Source organism: Ketobacter sp. GenoA1, from assembly GCF_003671475.1.
Taxonomy (GTDB): domain Bacteria; phylum Pseudomonadota; class Gammaproteobacteria; order Pseudomonadales; family Ketobacteraceae; genus Ketobacter.
This window is the reverse complement of record NZ_RCHM01000046.1, coordinates 1-16,829: the sequence shown is the minus strand read 5'-3', so window position 1 is coordinate 16,829 and position 16,829 is coordinate 1. Positions and strand designations below refer to the sequence as shown.

At 54.4% G+C, this 16,829-nt stretch carries 15 protein-coding genes; 10 read left to right on the top strand and 5 right to left on the bottom strand.

Annotation, left to right across the window (positions count from 1 at the left end; genetic code table 11):
* Positions 1 to 4: 4 nt before the first annotated feature.
* From D9N13_RS22870 to D9N13_RS22855, 4 genes are all read right to left on the bottom strand, one after another.
* Positions 5 to 490, bottom strand: a complete 486-nt coding sequence (locus D9N13_RS22870; RefSeq protein WP_290594304.1) for a hypothetical protein — start codon at positions 488 to 490, stop codon at positions 5 to 7.
* A 213-nt stretch (positions 491 to 703) separates the two neighbouring features.
* Positions 704 to 1,765, bottom strand: a complete 1,062-nt coding sequence (locus tag D9N13_RS22865) for an NAD-dependent epimerase/dehydratase family protein (RefSeq protein ID WP_290594303.1) — start codon at positions 1,763 to 1,765, stop codon at positions 704 to 706.
* A 55-nt stretch (positions 1,766 to 1,820) separates the two neighbouring features.
* Entirely contained in the window at positions 1,821 to 2,396 is a 576-nt protein-coding gene (locus D9N13_RS22860; protein WP_290594302.1) for a TetR/AcrR family transcriptional regulator, read from the bottom strand.
* 103 nt (positions 2,397 to 2,499) lie between these two features.
* Positions 2,500 to 3,372 carry a dienelactone hydrolase family protein gene (locus tag D9N13_RS22855; protein ID WP_290594301.1) on the bottom strand — a complete coding sequence of 291 codons (873 nt, stop codon included), beginning with the start codon at positions 3,370 to 3,372 and terminating at the stop codon, positions 2,500 to 2,502.
* A 378-nt stretch (positions 3,373 to 3,750) separates the two neighbouring features.
* Between D9N13_RS22855 and D9N13_RS22850 the strand changes: the two genes are divergently transcribed.
* The 3 genes from D9N13_RS22850 to lnt are packed head-to-tail and all read left to right on the top strand — an operon-like array spanning position 3,751 to position 6,715.
* Positions 3,751 to 4,593: a lipase secretion chaperone gene (locus D9N13_RS22850; RefSeq protein WP_290594300.1), complete on the top strand. Its 843-nt coding sequence runs from the start codon at positions 3,751 to 3,753 to the stop codon at positions 4,591 to 4,593.
* Positions 4,593 to 5,126, top strand: coding sequence for a hypothetical protein (locus D9N13_RS22845; protein ID WP_290594299.1), 534 nt, complete (start codon positions 4,593 to 4,595; stop codon positions 5,124 to 5,126). Before D9N13_RS22850 ends, D9N13_RS22845 begins: the two co-directional genes overlap by 1 nt.
* A complete protein-coding gene (lnt, locus tag D9N13_RS22840) occupies positions 5,123 to 6,715 on the top strand; it encodes an apolipoprotein N-acyltransferase (RefSeq protein WP_290594298.1) in 1,593 nt (530 codons plus the stop codon). The genes D9N13_RS22845 and lnt overlap by 4 nt, the downstream gene beginning before the upstream one ends.
* Here lnt and D9N13_RS22835 read toward each other — a convergent pair.
* Complete coding sequence (locus D9N13_RS22835) at positions 6,676 to 7,416, bottom strand: nitroreductase family protein (RefSeq protein ID WP_290594297.1); 741 nt, start codon at positions 7,414 to 7,416, stop codon at positions 6,676 to 6,678. The genes lnt and D9N13_RS22835 overlap by 40 nt on opposite strands.
* A 106-nt stretch (positions 7,417 to 7,522) precedes the next feature.
* Between D9N13_RS22835 and tssI the strand changes: the two genes are divergently transcribed.
* From tssI to D9N13_RS22800, 7 genes are all read left to right on the top strand, one after another.
* Positions 7,523 to 9,814, top strand: a complete 2,292-nt coding sequence (tssI, locus tag D9N13_RS22830) for a type VI secretion system tip protein TssI/VgrG (protein WP_290594296.1) — start codon at positions 7,523 to 7,525, stop codon at positions 9,812 to 9,814.
* Between the two features lie 32 nt (positions 9,815 to 9,846).
* Positions 9,847 to 10,497, top strand: coding sequence for a peptidoglycan-binding protein (locus D9N13_RS22825; RefSeq protein WP_290594295.1), 651 nt, complete (start codon positions 9,847 to 9,849; stop codon positions 10,495 to 10,497).
* 40 nt (positions 10,498 to 10,537) lie between these two features.
* Positions 10,538 to 13,807: an OmpA family protein gene (locus tag D9N13_RS22820; protein ID WP_290594294.1), complete on the top strand. Its 3,270-nt coding sequence runs from the start codon at positions 10,538 to 10,540 to the stop codon at positions 13,805 to 13,807.
* Complete coding sequence (locus tag D9N13_RS22815; protein ID WP_290594293.1) at positions 13,804 to 14,685, top strand: formylglycine-generating enzyme family protein; 882 nt, start codon at positions 13,804 to 13,806, stop codon at positions 14,683 to 14,685. Before D9N13_RS22820 ends, D9N13_RS22815 begins: the two co-directional genes overlap by 4 nt.
* Positions 14,686 to 14,714: 29 nt before the next feature.
* Positions 14,715 to 15,533, top strand: coding sequence for a formylglycine-generating enzyme family protein (locus D9N13_RS22810; RefSeq protein WP_290594292.1), 819 nt, complete (start codon positions 14,715 to 14,717; stop codon positions 15,531 to 15,533).
* Positions 15,534 to 15,625: 92 nt separating this feature from the next.
* On the top strand, positions 15,626 to 16,378 hold the full coding sequence (locus D9N13_RS22805) for a formylglycine-generating enzyme family protein (RefSeq protein ID WP_290594291.1): 753 nt from the start codon (positions 15,626 to 15,628) through the stop codon (positions 16,376 to 16,378).
* Between the two features lie 29 nt (positions 16,379 to 16,407).
* On the top strand, positions 16,408 to 16,829 hold a 422-nt coding region (locus D9N13_RS22800), incomplete at its 3' end, for a formylglycine-generating enzyme family protein (RefSeq protein ID WP_290594290.1).

Genomic DNA, 16,829 nt, shown 5'->3' with positions numbered 1-16,829 from the left:
GATGTTATTGCTGAATAAAACGAACCCTGTTCAATTCGTACAAGGTGGCGGATTCCCCATTGATCTCAGCCACAAACCGGCCTTCGCTAAATCGAAACGAAGCGGCCTCAACCCAGCGGTTATCCTGCTGTAACTCAAGCCGCCACTCATCCGGGTGAACCTGGTAAGGTGACAGTATGGTGATAAGCGGTACGGTCAGAGTGTGCTGCTGCGCGTAGGGTTGAATCTGGATTTTCAAAGGGATGGATTCCAGTACCCCGCTGCCAGTTGTCCGTGCAGGCAGCAACCGAGCATTATCTTGATACAGAACCAGTGAACCCTGGCTCATCAGTGACCACTGGAACTCGGTGAGCTCCTGTGCTGACGGGCTGTTTGCAATGTCTGCCCGTGTTGACTCCGTTGATTGACAGGCGCATAAAGTGGGCAACATGCTGATCGACAGCAGCACCATCATCCACCTCGGGTGTATGACTTTTCGATAAACTTTCATGATTCATCCATTTTAATAATTAGCCTGACCTCAAATAATGGGAGGTTCAGGCAATTTTTGTAACGGCAAAGAGATAACTAAAATGGGGAAATAGGCAGCAACCCCAGTAACTAAACGCATGCTGAATAAGAATCAGTAACAACGTATCCCCGGGCGTAGTATGGGTTTTCTTTTTCTGCTCTGTCAATAGACCTGATTTTGGGGGAATTACAGTCAGGCCATGGCCGGGTTGTCTCCAAACTGTTGCGCAATAAGGTGATCCACCCAACCTTCCACGTTGTTCAGCGGCAGGCGGTCGGCAATGCCCATCTCCTGTGCCAGTTGCCGGGTGGTAGTAACGTCATAGCGATCCGAAGACAGAAACGACAACGTTTCCCGGGGGCTGGGCAGCAGACATTGCGGCACCCGTTTTAGCAGCCAAAGTGGGGCGAACAGGCGCGGTGCCTGTACGCCCATGTGGTCTGCCAAGCGTTGCAGCAGCTCGGCAAAATTGGGAGTGTTCTCATCCAGCAACCAGTATTCCTGATTGATGGATTGATCGTGCTGCAGCAGGCGCGCCGCGAATTCCGCCACAAAGTCCACGTGCACCAGGGGAAGGAACGTTGTGCGATTGCCGGGAATGGCCGGCATGTTACCGGTGGATAATTGTTGAATGATTTCAGCGGCTCCGATGAATTGGGTGGTTTCCCCTGTACGGCTGTCACCAATCACCGTAGAAGGATTGAGGGCGGTCCAGGGCAGGTTCAGGGCCGTCGCTCTCTGCTTCATGCGCTCATGGGCGATCAGCTTCGAGGCCTCATACGCCCCCAGGGTTTTATAAAGCCGCGCCTCGCTCACATCCGGTTTGTTGGCCACCCGATAGCCCCCCACCCAGATAAAGCGTTGCAGATGGGGTAGTGCGGCGGCGCACTGCAGCAGGGTTTCACTGGCATCCACGTTCACCCGGTGGGTATTGTTGCGCTCCAAACCCCAGTCAAAGGCCGCTGCCAGATGGTGAATCGCAATGATGCTGTCATTGCGGGTACGGTCCTGAAACAGATCCGCCACCTGCTCCAGGCTAAAGTTGACCACCTGCAACCGGGTTTGCACGTCGGTTTCTTCATGCTGCCGGGTGGCTTGACGTTGCACAAAGTGGCGGAAGGCCTGCTCCCGCTGGTTGGCCTTGCGCATGGCGGCAATCACTTCATAACCCTGGTTCAGCAGGGCGGGTACCAGCCAGCGGCCGATCAAGCCGTTGGCGCCGGTGACCAGAATGGTGTTGGCTGGGTTTGTCATGATGGTGCTCCTTTTTAATAATAGACCAGTCTATATATAAAGAGATTAAAAAAATTCAGGCCGGGGCCAGGCGGCTGAGCACCGCATCCCGTGCCTGATCCATGGGCTCTCGTGAGCGCCGGATTCTGGCCAGCATCATTGCACCTTCCAGTTGGGATAACATCAGGGCCGCCTCACTGGCTGCCCGTTCGTTGCTCATGCCTTTGGCCTGCAGACCCAGTGTGATGGCGCTTTGCCATTGGTCGAAGGCTTTTCTGCAGGCCTCCAGCACATCGGGGTGTTGTTCGTTGACCTCCAGTGCCACCGTGGCAACCGGGCAGCCTTTCTCGAACGCCGAACTCTGCAGGCGCACGGATAACCCATCGAACAACCAGCCCACGGCCACCTCCAGGTTGTCGGCCATGTTGAACGCGTGTTCGATCATACTGCCGATCAGCTGGGTGCCCTGTTCCAGGGCCAGCGCCACAATCTGATCCTTGCCGTCCGGGAAATGAAAATAAAGTGACCCCTTGGGCGCACCGCTGGCCTTGATGATCTGCTGCAGCCCCGTGTTGTGGAAGCCCTGGCGTTCGATCAGGTCCAAAGTGGCGGAGAGGATTTTTTCCTGTGTTTGTTGGCCTTTGCTACTCATGAAGGCAATAATAGACCGATTGGTTTATTATTGCAAGGCGGTTGATCAGACGGCAGAAGAGAGTGGGGAACAGCACTTTATCCCCACTCCTCACCGGCGAGTCTCAGTAATTACAGGTGTCGCGATACTCGGAGATACTTCGATCTGCCTCATGATTGGGGCCGCACAGGAATTGGTCGTAGCGGCGATCTTCATCGATAAAGCGCTTCATCCAGGCAATCCCGTACTTGCCCAGTATGTCCTCGTCTGGATAGCCGCTGTTGGCACAGAAGTGATCACCGCCGTTGATCTCAAGAAATGCTTTGGCGGTGGAGCCGGGAATCTCCCGGTAGAACGGTGACGCATGTTGAGCGACGGGAGCGACGACATCCAGTTCACAGGCAATGATGAGTGTGGGCGTGGTGATTTCATCAAACGGATTGAACCCCGCGTAGTAGGGGGCTTGGGGGATAGCCGCTTTCAGTTCGCGTTCAGTGGATAATTTAAGGGTGCCACCGCCACCCATGGACCATCCCATTGCGCCCAAACGATTGGCGTCCACCATGCCATAGATTGGACTCCTTGAAGAATTACTTTGGCTGATGACGTAATCCAATGCTGCGCTCAGTTGATCCGCGCGGCTATCGGGCTGATCATAAATGGTGTTGGTGTCGGTGGTGATGACGACAAATCCCCAGGAAGCCAGGCGCGGCCCCCACCACTTGATGGAACGCTCGTAAGAGACGTAACCGGGGATCACCGCAATCGCGCCCATGGTGCCTTCTGTTCCCACAGGATAGTGAATCGTACCTCCGCCAAACCCGGATACCCAGGAAGAAACGTTGATTGTGCGCACGCTATAGGGACCGCTATCCGCTTCCAGTGCGGATGCCGTTGGATTGGGCCCACGTTGATAGCAGTTGGAACAGGTGGAGGGGGGATCGGGATCCGGATCAGGATCAGGGTCAGGGTCGGGTGTTATTGCCTGTACTTGCATGCTAAACAAACCGGCAAAAAGACAGATTGAAAGGATTCTTAATAAATAGGTATTCATATAAGTGCCTTGATTCTTTTCGTTAATTGCAGGCTTTATTGGTGGTTCGAAACGACATCGCGTCGGTTTCAAGCGCGCCAATACAACAAAGTCGGATTGGGGTGTCTGCGCAAACACGCTGGGAATACTTGCACGGGGTTACAGGAATCACATGTGTGATATACATGGCCTGTCCGATTCGCTTTGCTTTTTGGCCGCGAAGAAAGGCATGTTCCGGATATGATGGTGACAGTAGAGATAACAACAAGAAGATAAAGAAATATGAAACGGAATTCGTTATATCATTTGCTATTAACGCTCTTGTTTTTGGGTGTTGGGTTCGTGATAAATCACGTGTGGTTTGTTGATAAAGAATCCAACCAACAGAGTCAGATCCTTGGTCTAGAGTCTGTGCCTGCGGTGGCTCCGCAAACCAATACTCCACAAGCCAATGAAGTGCTTGTTACGGTGGGTAATGCCTGGACAGAGTTCGAAGCAACTTCATCCTCAGTGGACGACAAAGCGCAATCATCCCTCAAGTTTGATCGTGAGCGTATACGCAGCGCATTGCGGAATATTGCGTTGGATCGGAATGGCACTGTGATTGCCAATCATGCAGCGTTGCAATCCTTGAACGCTGCATTCGCCCACGGGCAGCGGTTATTCACTGCAGAGGAATTACAGGATTTTATCGCCATTGTGAAATCATCCCTGCCAACACAGGTGAGTGAGCAGGTGGCGACCATCATTGAAAACTTTCACGATTATCTGCGCGCGCGGCAATCCCTGTTTGCGTCGGTAGCGCCGGGGGATGAGCTGCTGATGATGGAAGAACTGCAGGGATTACAGGCAATGTATCTGGGTGATGGTGTTGCGGCCGATTTGTTTCGGGTCGAGAACGCCAACGGCAATTACATGTTGGAAGCCATAGCCCTGGAGCAGGATACGTCTTTGTCGGCGGAACAAAAAAAGGCGCAGCAACAGGCACTGCAAATACGTTATGCCGGTGATCAGTTTGAGGTTGATCAATGGGAGGCGCGGTATTATGCCTTTCAGTCTGAGAAAGCGGTTATCGAAGCGGCGGGGTACCCTAAAGAGGAGGTGCAGCAACAAATTCAGGCGTTGGTGGATTACAACTTCAAACCGGATGAGCAGGCTCGATTGAGTCACCTGAATCTATGGTAATGAAACTCTGGTGCAGCGCAACAGCCACCATTGTTCCCAGTCTGGTGCTGATTTTTTTTGTTGGCTTTGCTGTGACGTATTACCAGCTGCAGCAGGCGCAATTCGACAAGGCAGTCCAAGCCGATGAATCCAGTGTCCATCCATTGGATTTTGAACCCATCGAAACGGCGTTGCTGACCATTGAGTATACGCCCAGCGGGGTAGCACTGTCGGAGCACACAGAGCGCGCACTGCGTCAGGCTGTACTGGCATTTCCTGACACACTTTCCAGCAGGCAGTTCGATCGTATTAAGTGGTTGTCTGCGCGGATTAATCCGTTGCATGGAGAGGAACTCACTTCTTTATTGGTCCGTTACCGGCAATACCTGCTGGATGCTGAAGGCGAGGGCCGCCGGCAAGTGAGCGGAGTTCAACAATTGCAGCGTTTAATCCGCCTGCAGCATCAGCACTTTGGCAGGCAAACGGCACAACAGTTATTCCCGTCACAGCATGCGTTGCTCGATGTGGTCTCCGCCAGAGGCGTCCGCCCTTGAATCGATCTGTGTACGGGTATCTGTTGGTGTCTGTGAGTGGAATGCTGCTGGGCAGCGGATTTGTTTTCACCGGATTGTTTTGGGTGGCCTGGTGTGCCCTGGCCCCGTTGATATGGCAGCTTAATCGCAGTGACAATTCTTGGCAGCAGTACGTCATGGGGCTGCTGTTTGGTCTGGGCTTTGTAATCGTAGCGGGCCACTGGATCACGCCGTTTGTTCATCTGCTGAAGGGCTTGGGGGCGGTTCCCAGTTTTTTTGTCGGGTGTGTGTTCTGGTTCTACAGCGCCCAGCTTTTTGCTTTGGCAAGTCTGCTGTGCGGGTGGCTACGCCGGCGCGGCGGTTTGCCGGGCCTGCTGATCTATCCCTTAGTGTTCAGTGTTTTTATCCATGAGTTTCCCATGCTGTTCTCCCCCTATCTGGGGGGCACGCAGATCGCCTTCCCGTTGGCACTGCAAGCAACCGATCTGCTGGGTGAACAGGCGTTGGCCGCAGTGATGGTGCTGTGTAATACGGTGCTGGCGCAGTCTGTGTCTTGGCCGCAACCGCCCCTGCAGCGGGGGCGCTACGCGGTGGCGGGTTTGATTCTGGTTGCCTGGTTCGGCTATGGTTTTTATGCGCTGTCCCTGTGGCAGCCGCGGATGCCCACCTGGCCCAGCGTGCGGGTTGGGCTGGTGCAGCCTAATGAGTTGCCTGATCGCCGCTACCTGCCGTCACCTTCGGGCTACAGCCGCACGTATCCTGCGGCGCTTGCGTTGACCGATTCGCTGGTCGATCAGGGCGCGCAATGGGTTCTCTGGCCGGAAGCGCGTTATAAGGGGTATTTGGATCAGGCCGCCATTCGCAGGGCGTTCCAGCAGCACGTGCGGCGCCTGTCTGTGCCGCTGCTGTTTCAGGATATGCGCCAGCACACCAGTGGGTCGATTGCTGCAATGCAAAATGGAGCGGTATTGCTGGATCAACAGGGGGCCGAAGTGGGTGTGCACTACAAAATGCTGCGGGTGGCCTTTGGTGAGTATCTGCCTCTGGTTGATCAACTGCCGGTGTTGGAGCCGATCTGGTCGGCGTTCTTCGGCGGTTTTACCGATCGCATTATGCCGGGGCAGGAAGCCGGGTTCTTTGATCTGGGTTTTGCGAACGTGGCCCCGCTGATCTGTTTTGAAGTCATGTTCGGTGAAGAGGTTGCAAAGCGCCTTCAGTACCGCCCCACCAACACGATTTTAGCGGTGCTTTCCAGTAACGGTTGGTTTGGTCGCAGCCGGGAACCCTTTCAGCATTTATACGGCGGGGCCCTGCGGGCGGTGGAGAATCGCCTGCCTATGGTGCATATCATGAATAATGGACCTTCTGCTGTGATCGCGCCTACGGGTGAGATCCTCAGCCTGACCCCCGCCCAGCAAGCCGGTGGCTATTTGGTGAATATCCCCCACTCATCGGCGGCGGGCAACACCGTTTATACCCGGTATCCCTGGCTGTTCTCCAGTGTTTGCCGGTGGAGTCTGTTGCTGTGTGTGCTTTGGGCCTGGTGTTCCCCCCTGCTTGGCGCAGCAGATCAGATCCGGTGGATAAACTCCTCCCGTGGAAAGCGGTAGCGGCGGTGATAAATGCCGTTTTCTGCCCGCTTGCCAACCCCCAGGATCATGGTGACGATGGCGTCACCGGGCAAATCCAGAATCTTGCGTACCCGGCGTTCGTCAAAACCTTCCATGGGGCAGGTGTCGTAACCGTGAGCCCGGAATGCCAGCATCATGTTTTCCGCCGCCAGGGCGGTGGATTTAACCGCCCAGGTTTTCATCTCGTTGACGCCGTAGGGCCCGCGGGGCACCGCCTGCTTTAATCCCGCCACCAGGCCCAGGGCCTTTTTCGCCAGCCCAAATGATCCCAGCGGCCCGGGGTTGTAGTGAAACAGGGCAATCTTCGAGTAGTAGTTTTTGATGATCTTGGGCATGGTTTCTTCCGGCCAGTAGTCCAGGTTACGCAGGCTGTTCTGTTTCCATGTATCCGGGCGGGCAATAATGGGAATCAGCACCTGGGCGGTTTTTGCCGCGTTCTGGCCCAGGCAGGCTTCCGCCAGCCGGGCTTTCACCTGCGCATCGCGCACCACGTAAAACTCCCAGGGCTGCAGGTTGGAGGAATTGGGGGCCAGCATGGCCAGATCCAGGCAGTCTTCCACCACGGCATCGGGCACGGGGTCGTCCGTAAAGCGGCGCACGGAGCGGCGGCTTTCCACGATCTTGCGGAACTCTTCAATGCTGGTCTCAGGGGCGACGGCTTCATCGCGGTAATCGGTCATAACGGCCTCTATTTTTGTTGTGGCGCTGTCTTTATGGAAAACAGGCTCTGTACAAATCAGTGTGAACAGATCCTGGCTAGGCTAACAAAATTCAAGTGCTGACCCCATGACCGTACCTGCCAATGTGACTCGCTTTTTATTCCAGATTCCCAGCCTGCCCGAGGCCCTGCGCGTGGTGGGTTTTGACATTAAAGCGGCGGTTTCTGACGTATTCACCTGTGACGTTGAATTAGCCTGTGAAAACCCCGCTCTCAAACAGGAAACCCTGGTTGGCAAGAACGGCCTGTTGACCCTGTTTGATGAACGTCATCCTCAGTATTTGCATGGCGAGATTCAGCACCTGCAACAAGGGGAAAGCGGCCACCGTTATACCCTGTACCGGGTACGGCTGGTGCCCAAACTGACGTTTCTGCAGTATCGCAGCAACCTGCGCATCTTCCAGCAACGATCCGTGCCGGACATCCTCAAGCAAGTATTGAAAGAGGCCAATGTCCAGGGCCAGGATGTGAGCTTTGATTTGAGAGGGCGTTATCCACCGCGGGAGTATTGTACCCAGTACCGGGAAACCGACTTCGATTTCATCCAGCGCCTGATGGAACAGGAGGGCATCTTCTATTTCTTTGAACATCAATTTGATCGCCATGTGCTGGTGATCACCGATCACAATGGCCGCTTCCAACCCGTTAAAGGTCTGTCGACACTGCGTTACAAAGAGCGCACCGGCATGGTCTCGGATCAGGAGTCCATCTATGATTTGCGCGCCCACGCCAGTATCCAGGCAGGCAGTGTGACGCTGCGGGATTACTCATTTGAGAAGACCCGGTTGCGCCTGGAGCAGAGTGAGCGGCAGGGGGGGTATGCCGGCCTGGAGCAGTATCACTATCGGGGTCACTTTACTGACCCTGCCGAAGGTGCCCGGTATGCAAAGCGGCAACTGCAGGCCCATCAGGCCCGCACCCGTAGCATTGAAGGGGAAAGCGATTGCCAGCGGCTGTGGCCCGGTGCCCGCTTCAGTATCAAAGATCACCCGCAGCAGACGCTGAACTCAGAGCACACATTGACCGCAGTGCGGGTGCAGGGCCGCCAACCCCAGGCACTGGAGGAGGGCAGCAGCAGTGAGGGCACCCGTTTCAGTGTCGAGTTCAGTGCCATACCCGCCACGGTACCGTTCCGGGCGCTGGCCGAGACCCCTGTCCCCACCGTGCACGGCAGTCAGACCGCCTTTGTCACCGGCCCGGCGGCAGAAGAGATCTACACCGATGAACATGGCCGCATAAAAGTCCAGTTTCACTGGGATCGGGAAGGGCAATACGATGAAACCAGCTCCTGTTGGCTGCGGGTCAGTCAGGGGTTGGCCGGCAACGAGTGGGGGGCCATGGTGATCCCCCGAGTGGGGCAGGAAGTGATCGTGGCCTTTCTCGAAGGCAACCCGGACCGGCCCCTGGTCACCGGCACGGTTTACAACGGTGCCAACGCCACCCCGTATGCGCTGCCCGCCAATGACAGTCGAACCACATTCAAGAGCGATAGCAGCCCCGGTGGCGGGGGCTTTAACGAGCTGCGCATTGACGATAAAAAAGGCCGGGAGCAAATTTACCTGCACGCCGAGAAAAACCTGGATCTGTATGTGCGCCATGACTGGAAGGAATGGGTCGGCAACGAACTGCACAACACAGTGGGCAATAATCTGAACCAGCGGGTGGCGGCAGATCAGCACACCACGGTGAAGCAAAATCACAACCTCAAGGTGGGCCAAAACCTGTCGCAAAACATCGGCCAAACGGCCCAGTTAAGCATCAATGGCTCCCATACCGAACAGGCAGGGCAGGATGTTGTGCTGAAAGCCGGCATGTCGCTGGTGATTGAAGCGGGAGTGGAGCTGACCCTGAAAGCCGGGGGAGGCCTGGTGAAGCTGGACCCCAGTGGCGTCACCATCAAGGGGCCCATGGTGCGCATCAATACCGGTGGCGCCGCCACCCCGGCTAAACCGGCAACGATCACCGCGCCGCAGGCACCCAAGCCTGCTGACCAGGGTGACAAGCCCGGTAAGGCCAGTGCCCCGGCATTACCCAACACCGCACCTGTGGTGCAAAAAGTAGTGACTGTGGAATCGGTTGAGGGCGGCCAAGCCAACCCGAATGCACCGTTGCCGCGGATTGCGGTACCGGGTCGGGATACCACCGCCACCGTTGCCGCTCTGGAGGCGGAAAACAGTTGGGTGAGTGTGCAGTTAGAGACGGAGTCCGGTCAGCCGCTGGCCAATACCCAATACCGCATCACGGATAAAAACGGTAAGGAGTACACAGGTACCACGGATGCTCAGGGAATTGCGCGTATACAGGGAATGCCGCCGGGTGATTGTCAGGTCAGCTTCCCGGACAGTGATCCTTGGGACTGATACGGAACGAGTCATGCCACAGGATTAAATTCATGTCGACCATTCACATCGTAAAGCCCGGCGAAAACCTGGCGAAGATTGCCCGCCGCCATAAGATCGCCAATTGGCGTGATATCTACCACCATGCGGATAACGCGCAACTGCGTAAACGGCGGCCCAATCCCAACATCCTGTTTGCCGGTGATGAAGTTTTCATTCCGGAACAAAAACAGAAATCAGTGTACGTACGCACCGGTGCCAAGCACCGTTTTGTGGTGAAAGAAGGGGAGCCACAGACGCTGGTGTTTCGTCTGACGGATCATGGCGGGCGGCCAATGCCCAATGTGGCGGTGGATTTCCAACTGGACGGCCGTTCGCAAACCCGGGTGAGCAATCACAGCGGAGAAGTTCAGATTGTGGTGAAGAAAACGGACATAGAGGAATTTCCGCTTAATGTGTATGCCGATCCGGCCGCGGAGCAACCCAGCCACCGCTTTATAGTGAAGCCGGGATTTCTCGATCCGGTGTCGGGTATTCAGGCACGTTTGAACAGCCTTGGCCACGATTGCGGTGTGGCGGACGGCATTTACGGCAACAAAACCAAAGCCGGTATTGAATCCTTTGAACAGGCAAACGATCTGCCGGTAACGGGCCAAATATCGGCATCACTTTATGGCGCCGTGGAACGGGAATACGGCTGCTGAACCGCTTGAATAAGACAGGGAATAAGACAGGGAATACGTTATGACAGCTCCGACTCCAGCACCAAAAGAGCTGAATGTTGCCTATGGCAGCAAGAATACACTGGTTCTGACACAACCCGGTGAAATCTATGAGCTCCTATATTGCCCCAATGAACATATCATTCTGGTACTGGATGAGCCAGGCCTGGCTGAGTTGGAAGCGTTGGATAAAAAACTGGATCAGGCTGCAGAACAGTTAGAAGCAGCCCGCACCCAAACCGGATCTGATCACCGTAATCTGTTGCAGGCACAAGATGGTGTGCGTGCCGCGTTGGCGGAGGCCGTGGCTGGAGATGGCAGTGCGGGCACAAAGAAACTGGCACCCCTGGCAAAAGGCCGTGTTGGGCTGCAGGAAATGATGCGCATTGGTGCCGCCAAATACTCCCTGATCCCGGCAGACTTCGTGGAAAAGTACAAAGCCAGGCCAGGCCACCTGTACCAGATGCCCGGCACCATAAAAGGCGCACTGAGCGAAGTCATCAACGCAGAACCAGTTGAGGATTCCCTTAAGGGCTGGCGCTATACCCAGGCGGATCAGGCAGCCGACGGGAGTAAAAAGGCCGGTGAGCTGAATCGTGACAAAGTCATCGAAACCTTTGGCAAGGTTAAAACCAAGATCGCCAAGGATTGGAAACTGGCCAAGGGTGAGACAACCGGTCAGATTCCTTCAGAGCGCCTGATCAAGACGCTGCTGCCGACGCTGTCAGCGTTTCTCACCAAAGACAATTACGCACTGATCGACAACTGGATCGAAAAGATCAACCAGGATGCCAACGCGTCCTGGAAGCGTTATGAGCAGTATCGTGATGACGCCCTAAAGGCACTGGATAAAACCACCAGCCGCAGCGAAACCAATCCCGCCAACTATTTTTTGCCGGAGGATTGGGATTTTGTGAAGAGAATGGTGGGGGATATTTGGGGTAAGAGTTCTGACTTATACCTTGATTTGCGCGATGTGCCCTATAAAACAGTTTGCGGTAAAGAGGGGAGAGAACATTACAAAGACCTGATAGCACGCAAGCCTCTCCCCCCGACTTGCTGGGATGCCAGCGCCGGAGCCCAGTTTATGCGTTATACCCTGGGCGCCACCGTAAAAGCCGAATTTGATCTGCTGAAAAAGGGCAAGTTGGCAGTGGGCGCGGATGCCTCATTTGATGCGGCTCTGGCCGAGGCCAAGGCCGAAGGCCGGTTTATGTTTCCCAATAGTGAAGGCCATGGCCTGCGCCCAAAAATCAAAGTTAAAACCGAAGAAATTGTACCTAAGCCCTACGGCAACAGCGCCGGAATCGATTACAGAAAAAACAACTTCAACCAGCGGGCGGACACACCTTACTTTGCGGTGGATGACAGCCTGCTCACGCCGTCCGGTGCAGACAATCTTTTTGCCATGCTGCAGCACTGGGAGGTGTTGGCGCAAACGGTGAACCGCACCAATACCGATGCCGGGCGCAGGGATCTGTTTATCCAGGTGGTGGGGCACACCAGTGCCACCGGATCGAACGATTATAATGACAGGTTAGGCCAGCGCCGTGCCGCCATTGTGGCGGATTTTATCGCCCAGAAACTGGAAAACTGGATCGGTCATTTTAGAAGCGGCCACTGGGGCCGGGCGGAAGTGGATTTTATGGCCTATGTTATCCTGATTCGCAGTGGCAGTATTCCCGCGGCAGTCAACTGGGACTTGGTCGGCCGCTCGGAAACCAAGGCCTCCCTGGTGGACCAGATCAAACAACAGGTTCCAAATCTGGAAGAAATGCGGCAGCAGGTATTGCCGCAGTTGCAAAGCATGCTGTTTTTAAGCAAGGCCCAATGGGATACGCCACACCCCAGCTTCCGCAATGGTAAGCCAAAAACCAAGCTGCAGCGTTTGATCGAGCAATACTCCGAAGCCCTCAGGCTGTACGCCAGCCAGCAGAACCAGACCCGAATCACCTGGGATTACAATTTGCTGAGCAATATTAGGTTATTCAGTACGCCCTATATCAGCAAAGGTGAAACGGCGCCAGCGGTAGCAACCGATCAGGAAATTTTCGAAAATCGCCGATGCGATTTCATCGCCTGGGAAATCGATCGCGAGCATTCGAAAGTCGTTGAGAAAGAGGTGGAACTTTATCTGGGGGAAATGCGGGCCACCTTCGAAGGCAGTATCAGCGCCTGGGCCGGTGCAAACGTTAACTTGGGGGGTGAGATCGCCCTGGCTGCGCCGCAAGGTATGTTGGCGGTGGTGGGCGCGGTGCGCGATGAAAGTCGGGCGGGTAAAGTCAGCGACAAAACCATTGTGCAGGCAAAAGGCGCCCTGGAGGCAGGGGCCAATGCCGGTGCCTTTGCCGGTGCCAAAGCCGAGCTGGGCATGCGTGCCTCGGTGGATTGGCGGCCCCCACCCAAAGACCCGGCCCCAGGCAAGTCTCACCAGCCGCCACAGTTTGGCGCCCTGGGCAGTGCCGGTTATACATTGACGGGTATGCTGGGCATTGGGGCCACGGCCGAATTTAAGGTAGGGTTTGATCAGGATAGCAGCCGTTTTGTGATTAAAATGAAGGCGGAAGCGTGCCTGGGCCCAGGGTGCGGTGGCCAGCTCAATATCACTGTGGGTGTGGGTCAATGTTGGGCATTCATTACGTTGATTCACGGCGAGCTTAAGCGACACAACTTCAGTTATCTGGATATTTTTGAGAAAGAAAAAGATGAATCCGGTTTGGATGTGTTTGATCTGTATAGCGCTTGGGCCTGGAGGATGTTGCAACAAGGTAACATCTGGGCCGGGCCGGCGTTTGCTGTTGGAAAAAGTGTTGAGGTGCTAATTGATGCTTTGGAGTATACGGATGAACTTTTAGCTGAGTGGAAACAGCAAAAAGTTATTGGGGAGCAAACTGAGACCTTGATTGATACGCTGCACCAAAAACCGGAACTGTTAAAATACCTGACTCCAGAAAGCAAAGGCCGAATCCTGTATGATCTGATGACGGTTGAAGTCGGAACGGATGAATACCTTGGCAATTTGGTGGAGTTTGATGTTAACAAAAAGCGGGAGGAGGCAGCGCTGATCCTGATCGAGGAGGGGGTGGTCAGCCGGCGTGACTGGCGGGAAACTTTAGAGCACCTTGGTGAGATACAGGGTGGTGAGTTGGTGCCCCAGGTGACGCCCAAAGCGGATCCGGTTAATAAGGCAGAACGTGTTATGCAGAATGCCCATTTCTTAAAGTCAAGGCTCCTAAACGATCCGGAAGATTGGGATCGTCTAGAGCAGTTTATTAGCGGGTTACCAAAGTGAGTGTACAGAAAATACCAAATATATGGCCGCGTTTTGGCGTCCTCGCGCTGTGTTTCAGCGTGTTGGCAGCGTGCGCGCCTACAGAAGAAATCAATGCTCTCAAGCAACGGACCCTGGATAACCTGGTGTTTGTCGAAGGCGGAACCTTCATGATGGGGGATGTGGGTTATGTTGACGAGAACGGTCAGAAGCAGATTTTTGGTCCGGATGCGGACGCGTTCCCGGTGCATCAGGTCACCTTGAGTAATTACAGTATATTGAAGTACGAGGTTACCTTTTCTGAGTACGATCTTTTCGCTGATGTCACAGGGCGGGAGAAGCCGATGCAGAGGTTCCGAAAGGAGGTGTATACCGGGCGAGAATATCCGGTGAAAGGTGTTACATGGAATGAATCAAGAGCGTATTGCCAGTGGCTGGGAGAACAGATTGGTTACCCGATGGATTTGCCTACAGAGGCGCAGTGGGAATACGCAGCCCGCAGCCGGGGTAAGGCAGTTGCCTATGCCACGGACAACGGCGAGTTTGAGCCGGGAAGAAATATTCGGGATGCAAAGCAAATATGGCACCCAATGCCGGTAGGTAGTTGGCCACCCAATCCATTGGGTATTCATGATATGACGGGTAACGTGGATGAGTGGACAGTGGATTATTGGAGAGCGTACAGGCCTGGTGCAGTAACGGATCCGAGGAATGATGAATATGAGAAGTTTAAGTCCGACCAGAAAGTGACAAGAGGTTCAGGAATCATAGGTGGCCGAGGGCAAATAACCCTGTATGTTCGCGCAGTGAGAGACCAGGACAACACCGGATCCGGCATCGGTATCCGCTGCGTTGCCAATCACCCTGAACCAATTACAACCCTTAGAGAAACACCTTGAGGTGGGTAGCTCTCTCAGCCCTAGTCTGCATGGCAGCGTGCGCGCCTACTGAAGAAATCAATGCCCTCAAGCAACGGACACTGAATAATCTGGTGTTTGTCGAAGGCGGAACCTTCATGATGGGAGATGTGGGGTACGTTGACGAAAACGGTCAGAAGCAGATTTTTGGTCCGGATGCGGACGCGTTCCCGGTGCATCAGGTCACCTTGAGCAGTTACAGTATCTTCAAATACGAGGTCACCTATGCAGACTACGATCTTTTCGCTGAGGTAACAGCGCGAGACATTCCTTCTCAGCGGTTCAGGAAAGAAGAGTACACAGGGCCGAATTATCCAGTAAGTGGTGTGACCTGGCATGAGTCCCGAGCTTATTGTCAGTGGTTGGGTGAGCAGATTGGTTACCCGATGGATTTGCCTACTGAGGCGCAGTGGGAATACGCAGCCCGCAGCCGGGGTAAGGCGGTTGCTTATGCCACGGATAATGGGAAATTTGAACCAGGTCGAAATATTCGGGATGCAAAGCAAATATGGCATGAAATGCCGGTAGGCAGTTGGCCACCCAATCCATTGGGTATACACGATATGACCGGTAATGTGGATGAGTGGACGTTAGATTGGTGGCACCCTTACAACGATAAACCAAAAAATGACCCTCGTTATGAAACGGTTAAGTATCAAGAATATGCCTCCCATAAAGTGACAAGAGGTTCAGGAATCATAGGTGGTCGAGGGCAAATAACCCTATATGTTCGCGTAGTGAGAGAACCCGATAATACCGGATCCGGCATCGGTATCCGCTGCGTTGCCAATCACCCTGAACCAATTACAACCCTTAGAGAAACACCTTGAGGTGGGTAGCTATCTTAGCCCTAGTCTGCATGGCAGCGTGCGCGCCTACTGAAGAAATCAATGCTCTCAAGCAACGGACCCTGGATAACCTGGTGTTTGTCGAAGGCGGAACCTTCATGATGGGGGATGTGGGGTACGTTGACGAGAACGGTCAGCAGCAGATTTTTGGTCCGGATGCGGACGCGTTCCCGCTGCATCAGGTCACCTTGAGTAATTACAGTATATTGAAGTATGAGGTGACTTTTGCGGAGTATGACCTTTTTGCCGAGGTAACAGGCCGAGAAAAACCATTACTACGTTATAGAAGTGAGACCTATGCAGGGCCAAGTTATCCAGTGGATGGTGTGACCTGGCATGAATCCCGAGCTTATTGTCAGTGGTTGGGTGAGCAGATTGGCTACCCGGTGGATTTGCCTACTGAGGCGCAGTGGGAATACGCAGCCCGCAGCCGGGGTAAGGCGGTTGCCTATGCCACGGACAACGGTGAGTTTGAGCCGGGAAGAAATATTAGGGATGCGAAAGAGAATAAACGTGAAATGCCGGTAGGCAGTTGGCCACCCAATCCATTGGGTATTCATGATATGACCGGCAACGTGGATGAGTGGACAGTGGATGCTTGGCACCTTTATCAGGATCATGCCTTGATAGATCCGATATTTGACGAGGGAATGCCAAAATACTCAGATTCTAAAGTGACAAGAGGTTCAGGAATCATAGGTGGTCGAGGGCAAATAACCCTGTATGTTCGAGCGGTGAGAGAACCCGACAACACCGGAGCGGGCATCGGTATCCGCTGCGTTGCCAATCACCCTGAACCAATTACAACCCTTAGGGAAACACCTTGAGGTGGGTAGCTGTCTTAGCCCTAGTCTGCATGGCAGCGTGCGCGCCTACTGAAGAAATCAATGCTCTCAAGCAACGGACCCTGGATAACCTGGTGTTTGTCGAAGGCGGAACCTTCATGATGGGGGATGTGGGGTACGTTGACGAGAACGGTCAGCAGCAGATTTTTGGTCCGGATGCGGACGCGTTCCCGGTGCATCAGGTCACCTTGAGTAATTACAGTATATTGAAGTATGAGGTGACTTTTGCGGAGTATGACCTTTTTGCCGAGGTAACAGGCCGAGAAAAACCATTACTACGTTATAGAAGTGAAACCTATGCAGGGCCAAATTATCCAGTGGATGGTGTGACCTGGCATGAATCCCGAGCTTATTGTCAGTGGTTGGGTGAGCAGATTGGCTACCCGATGGATTTGCCGACTGAGGCGCAGTGGGAATACGCAGCCCGCAGCCG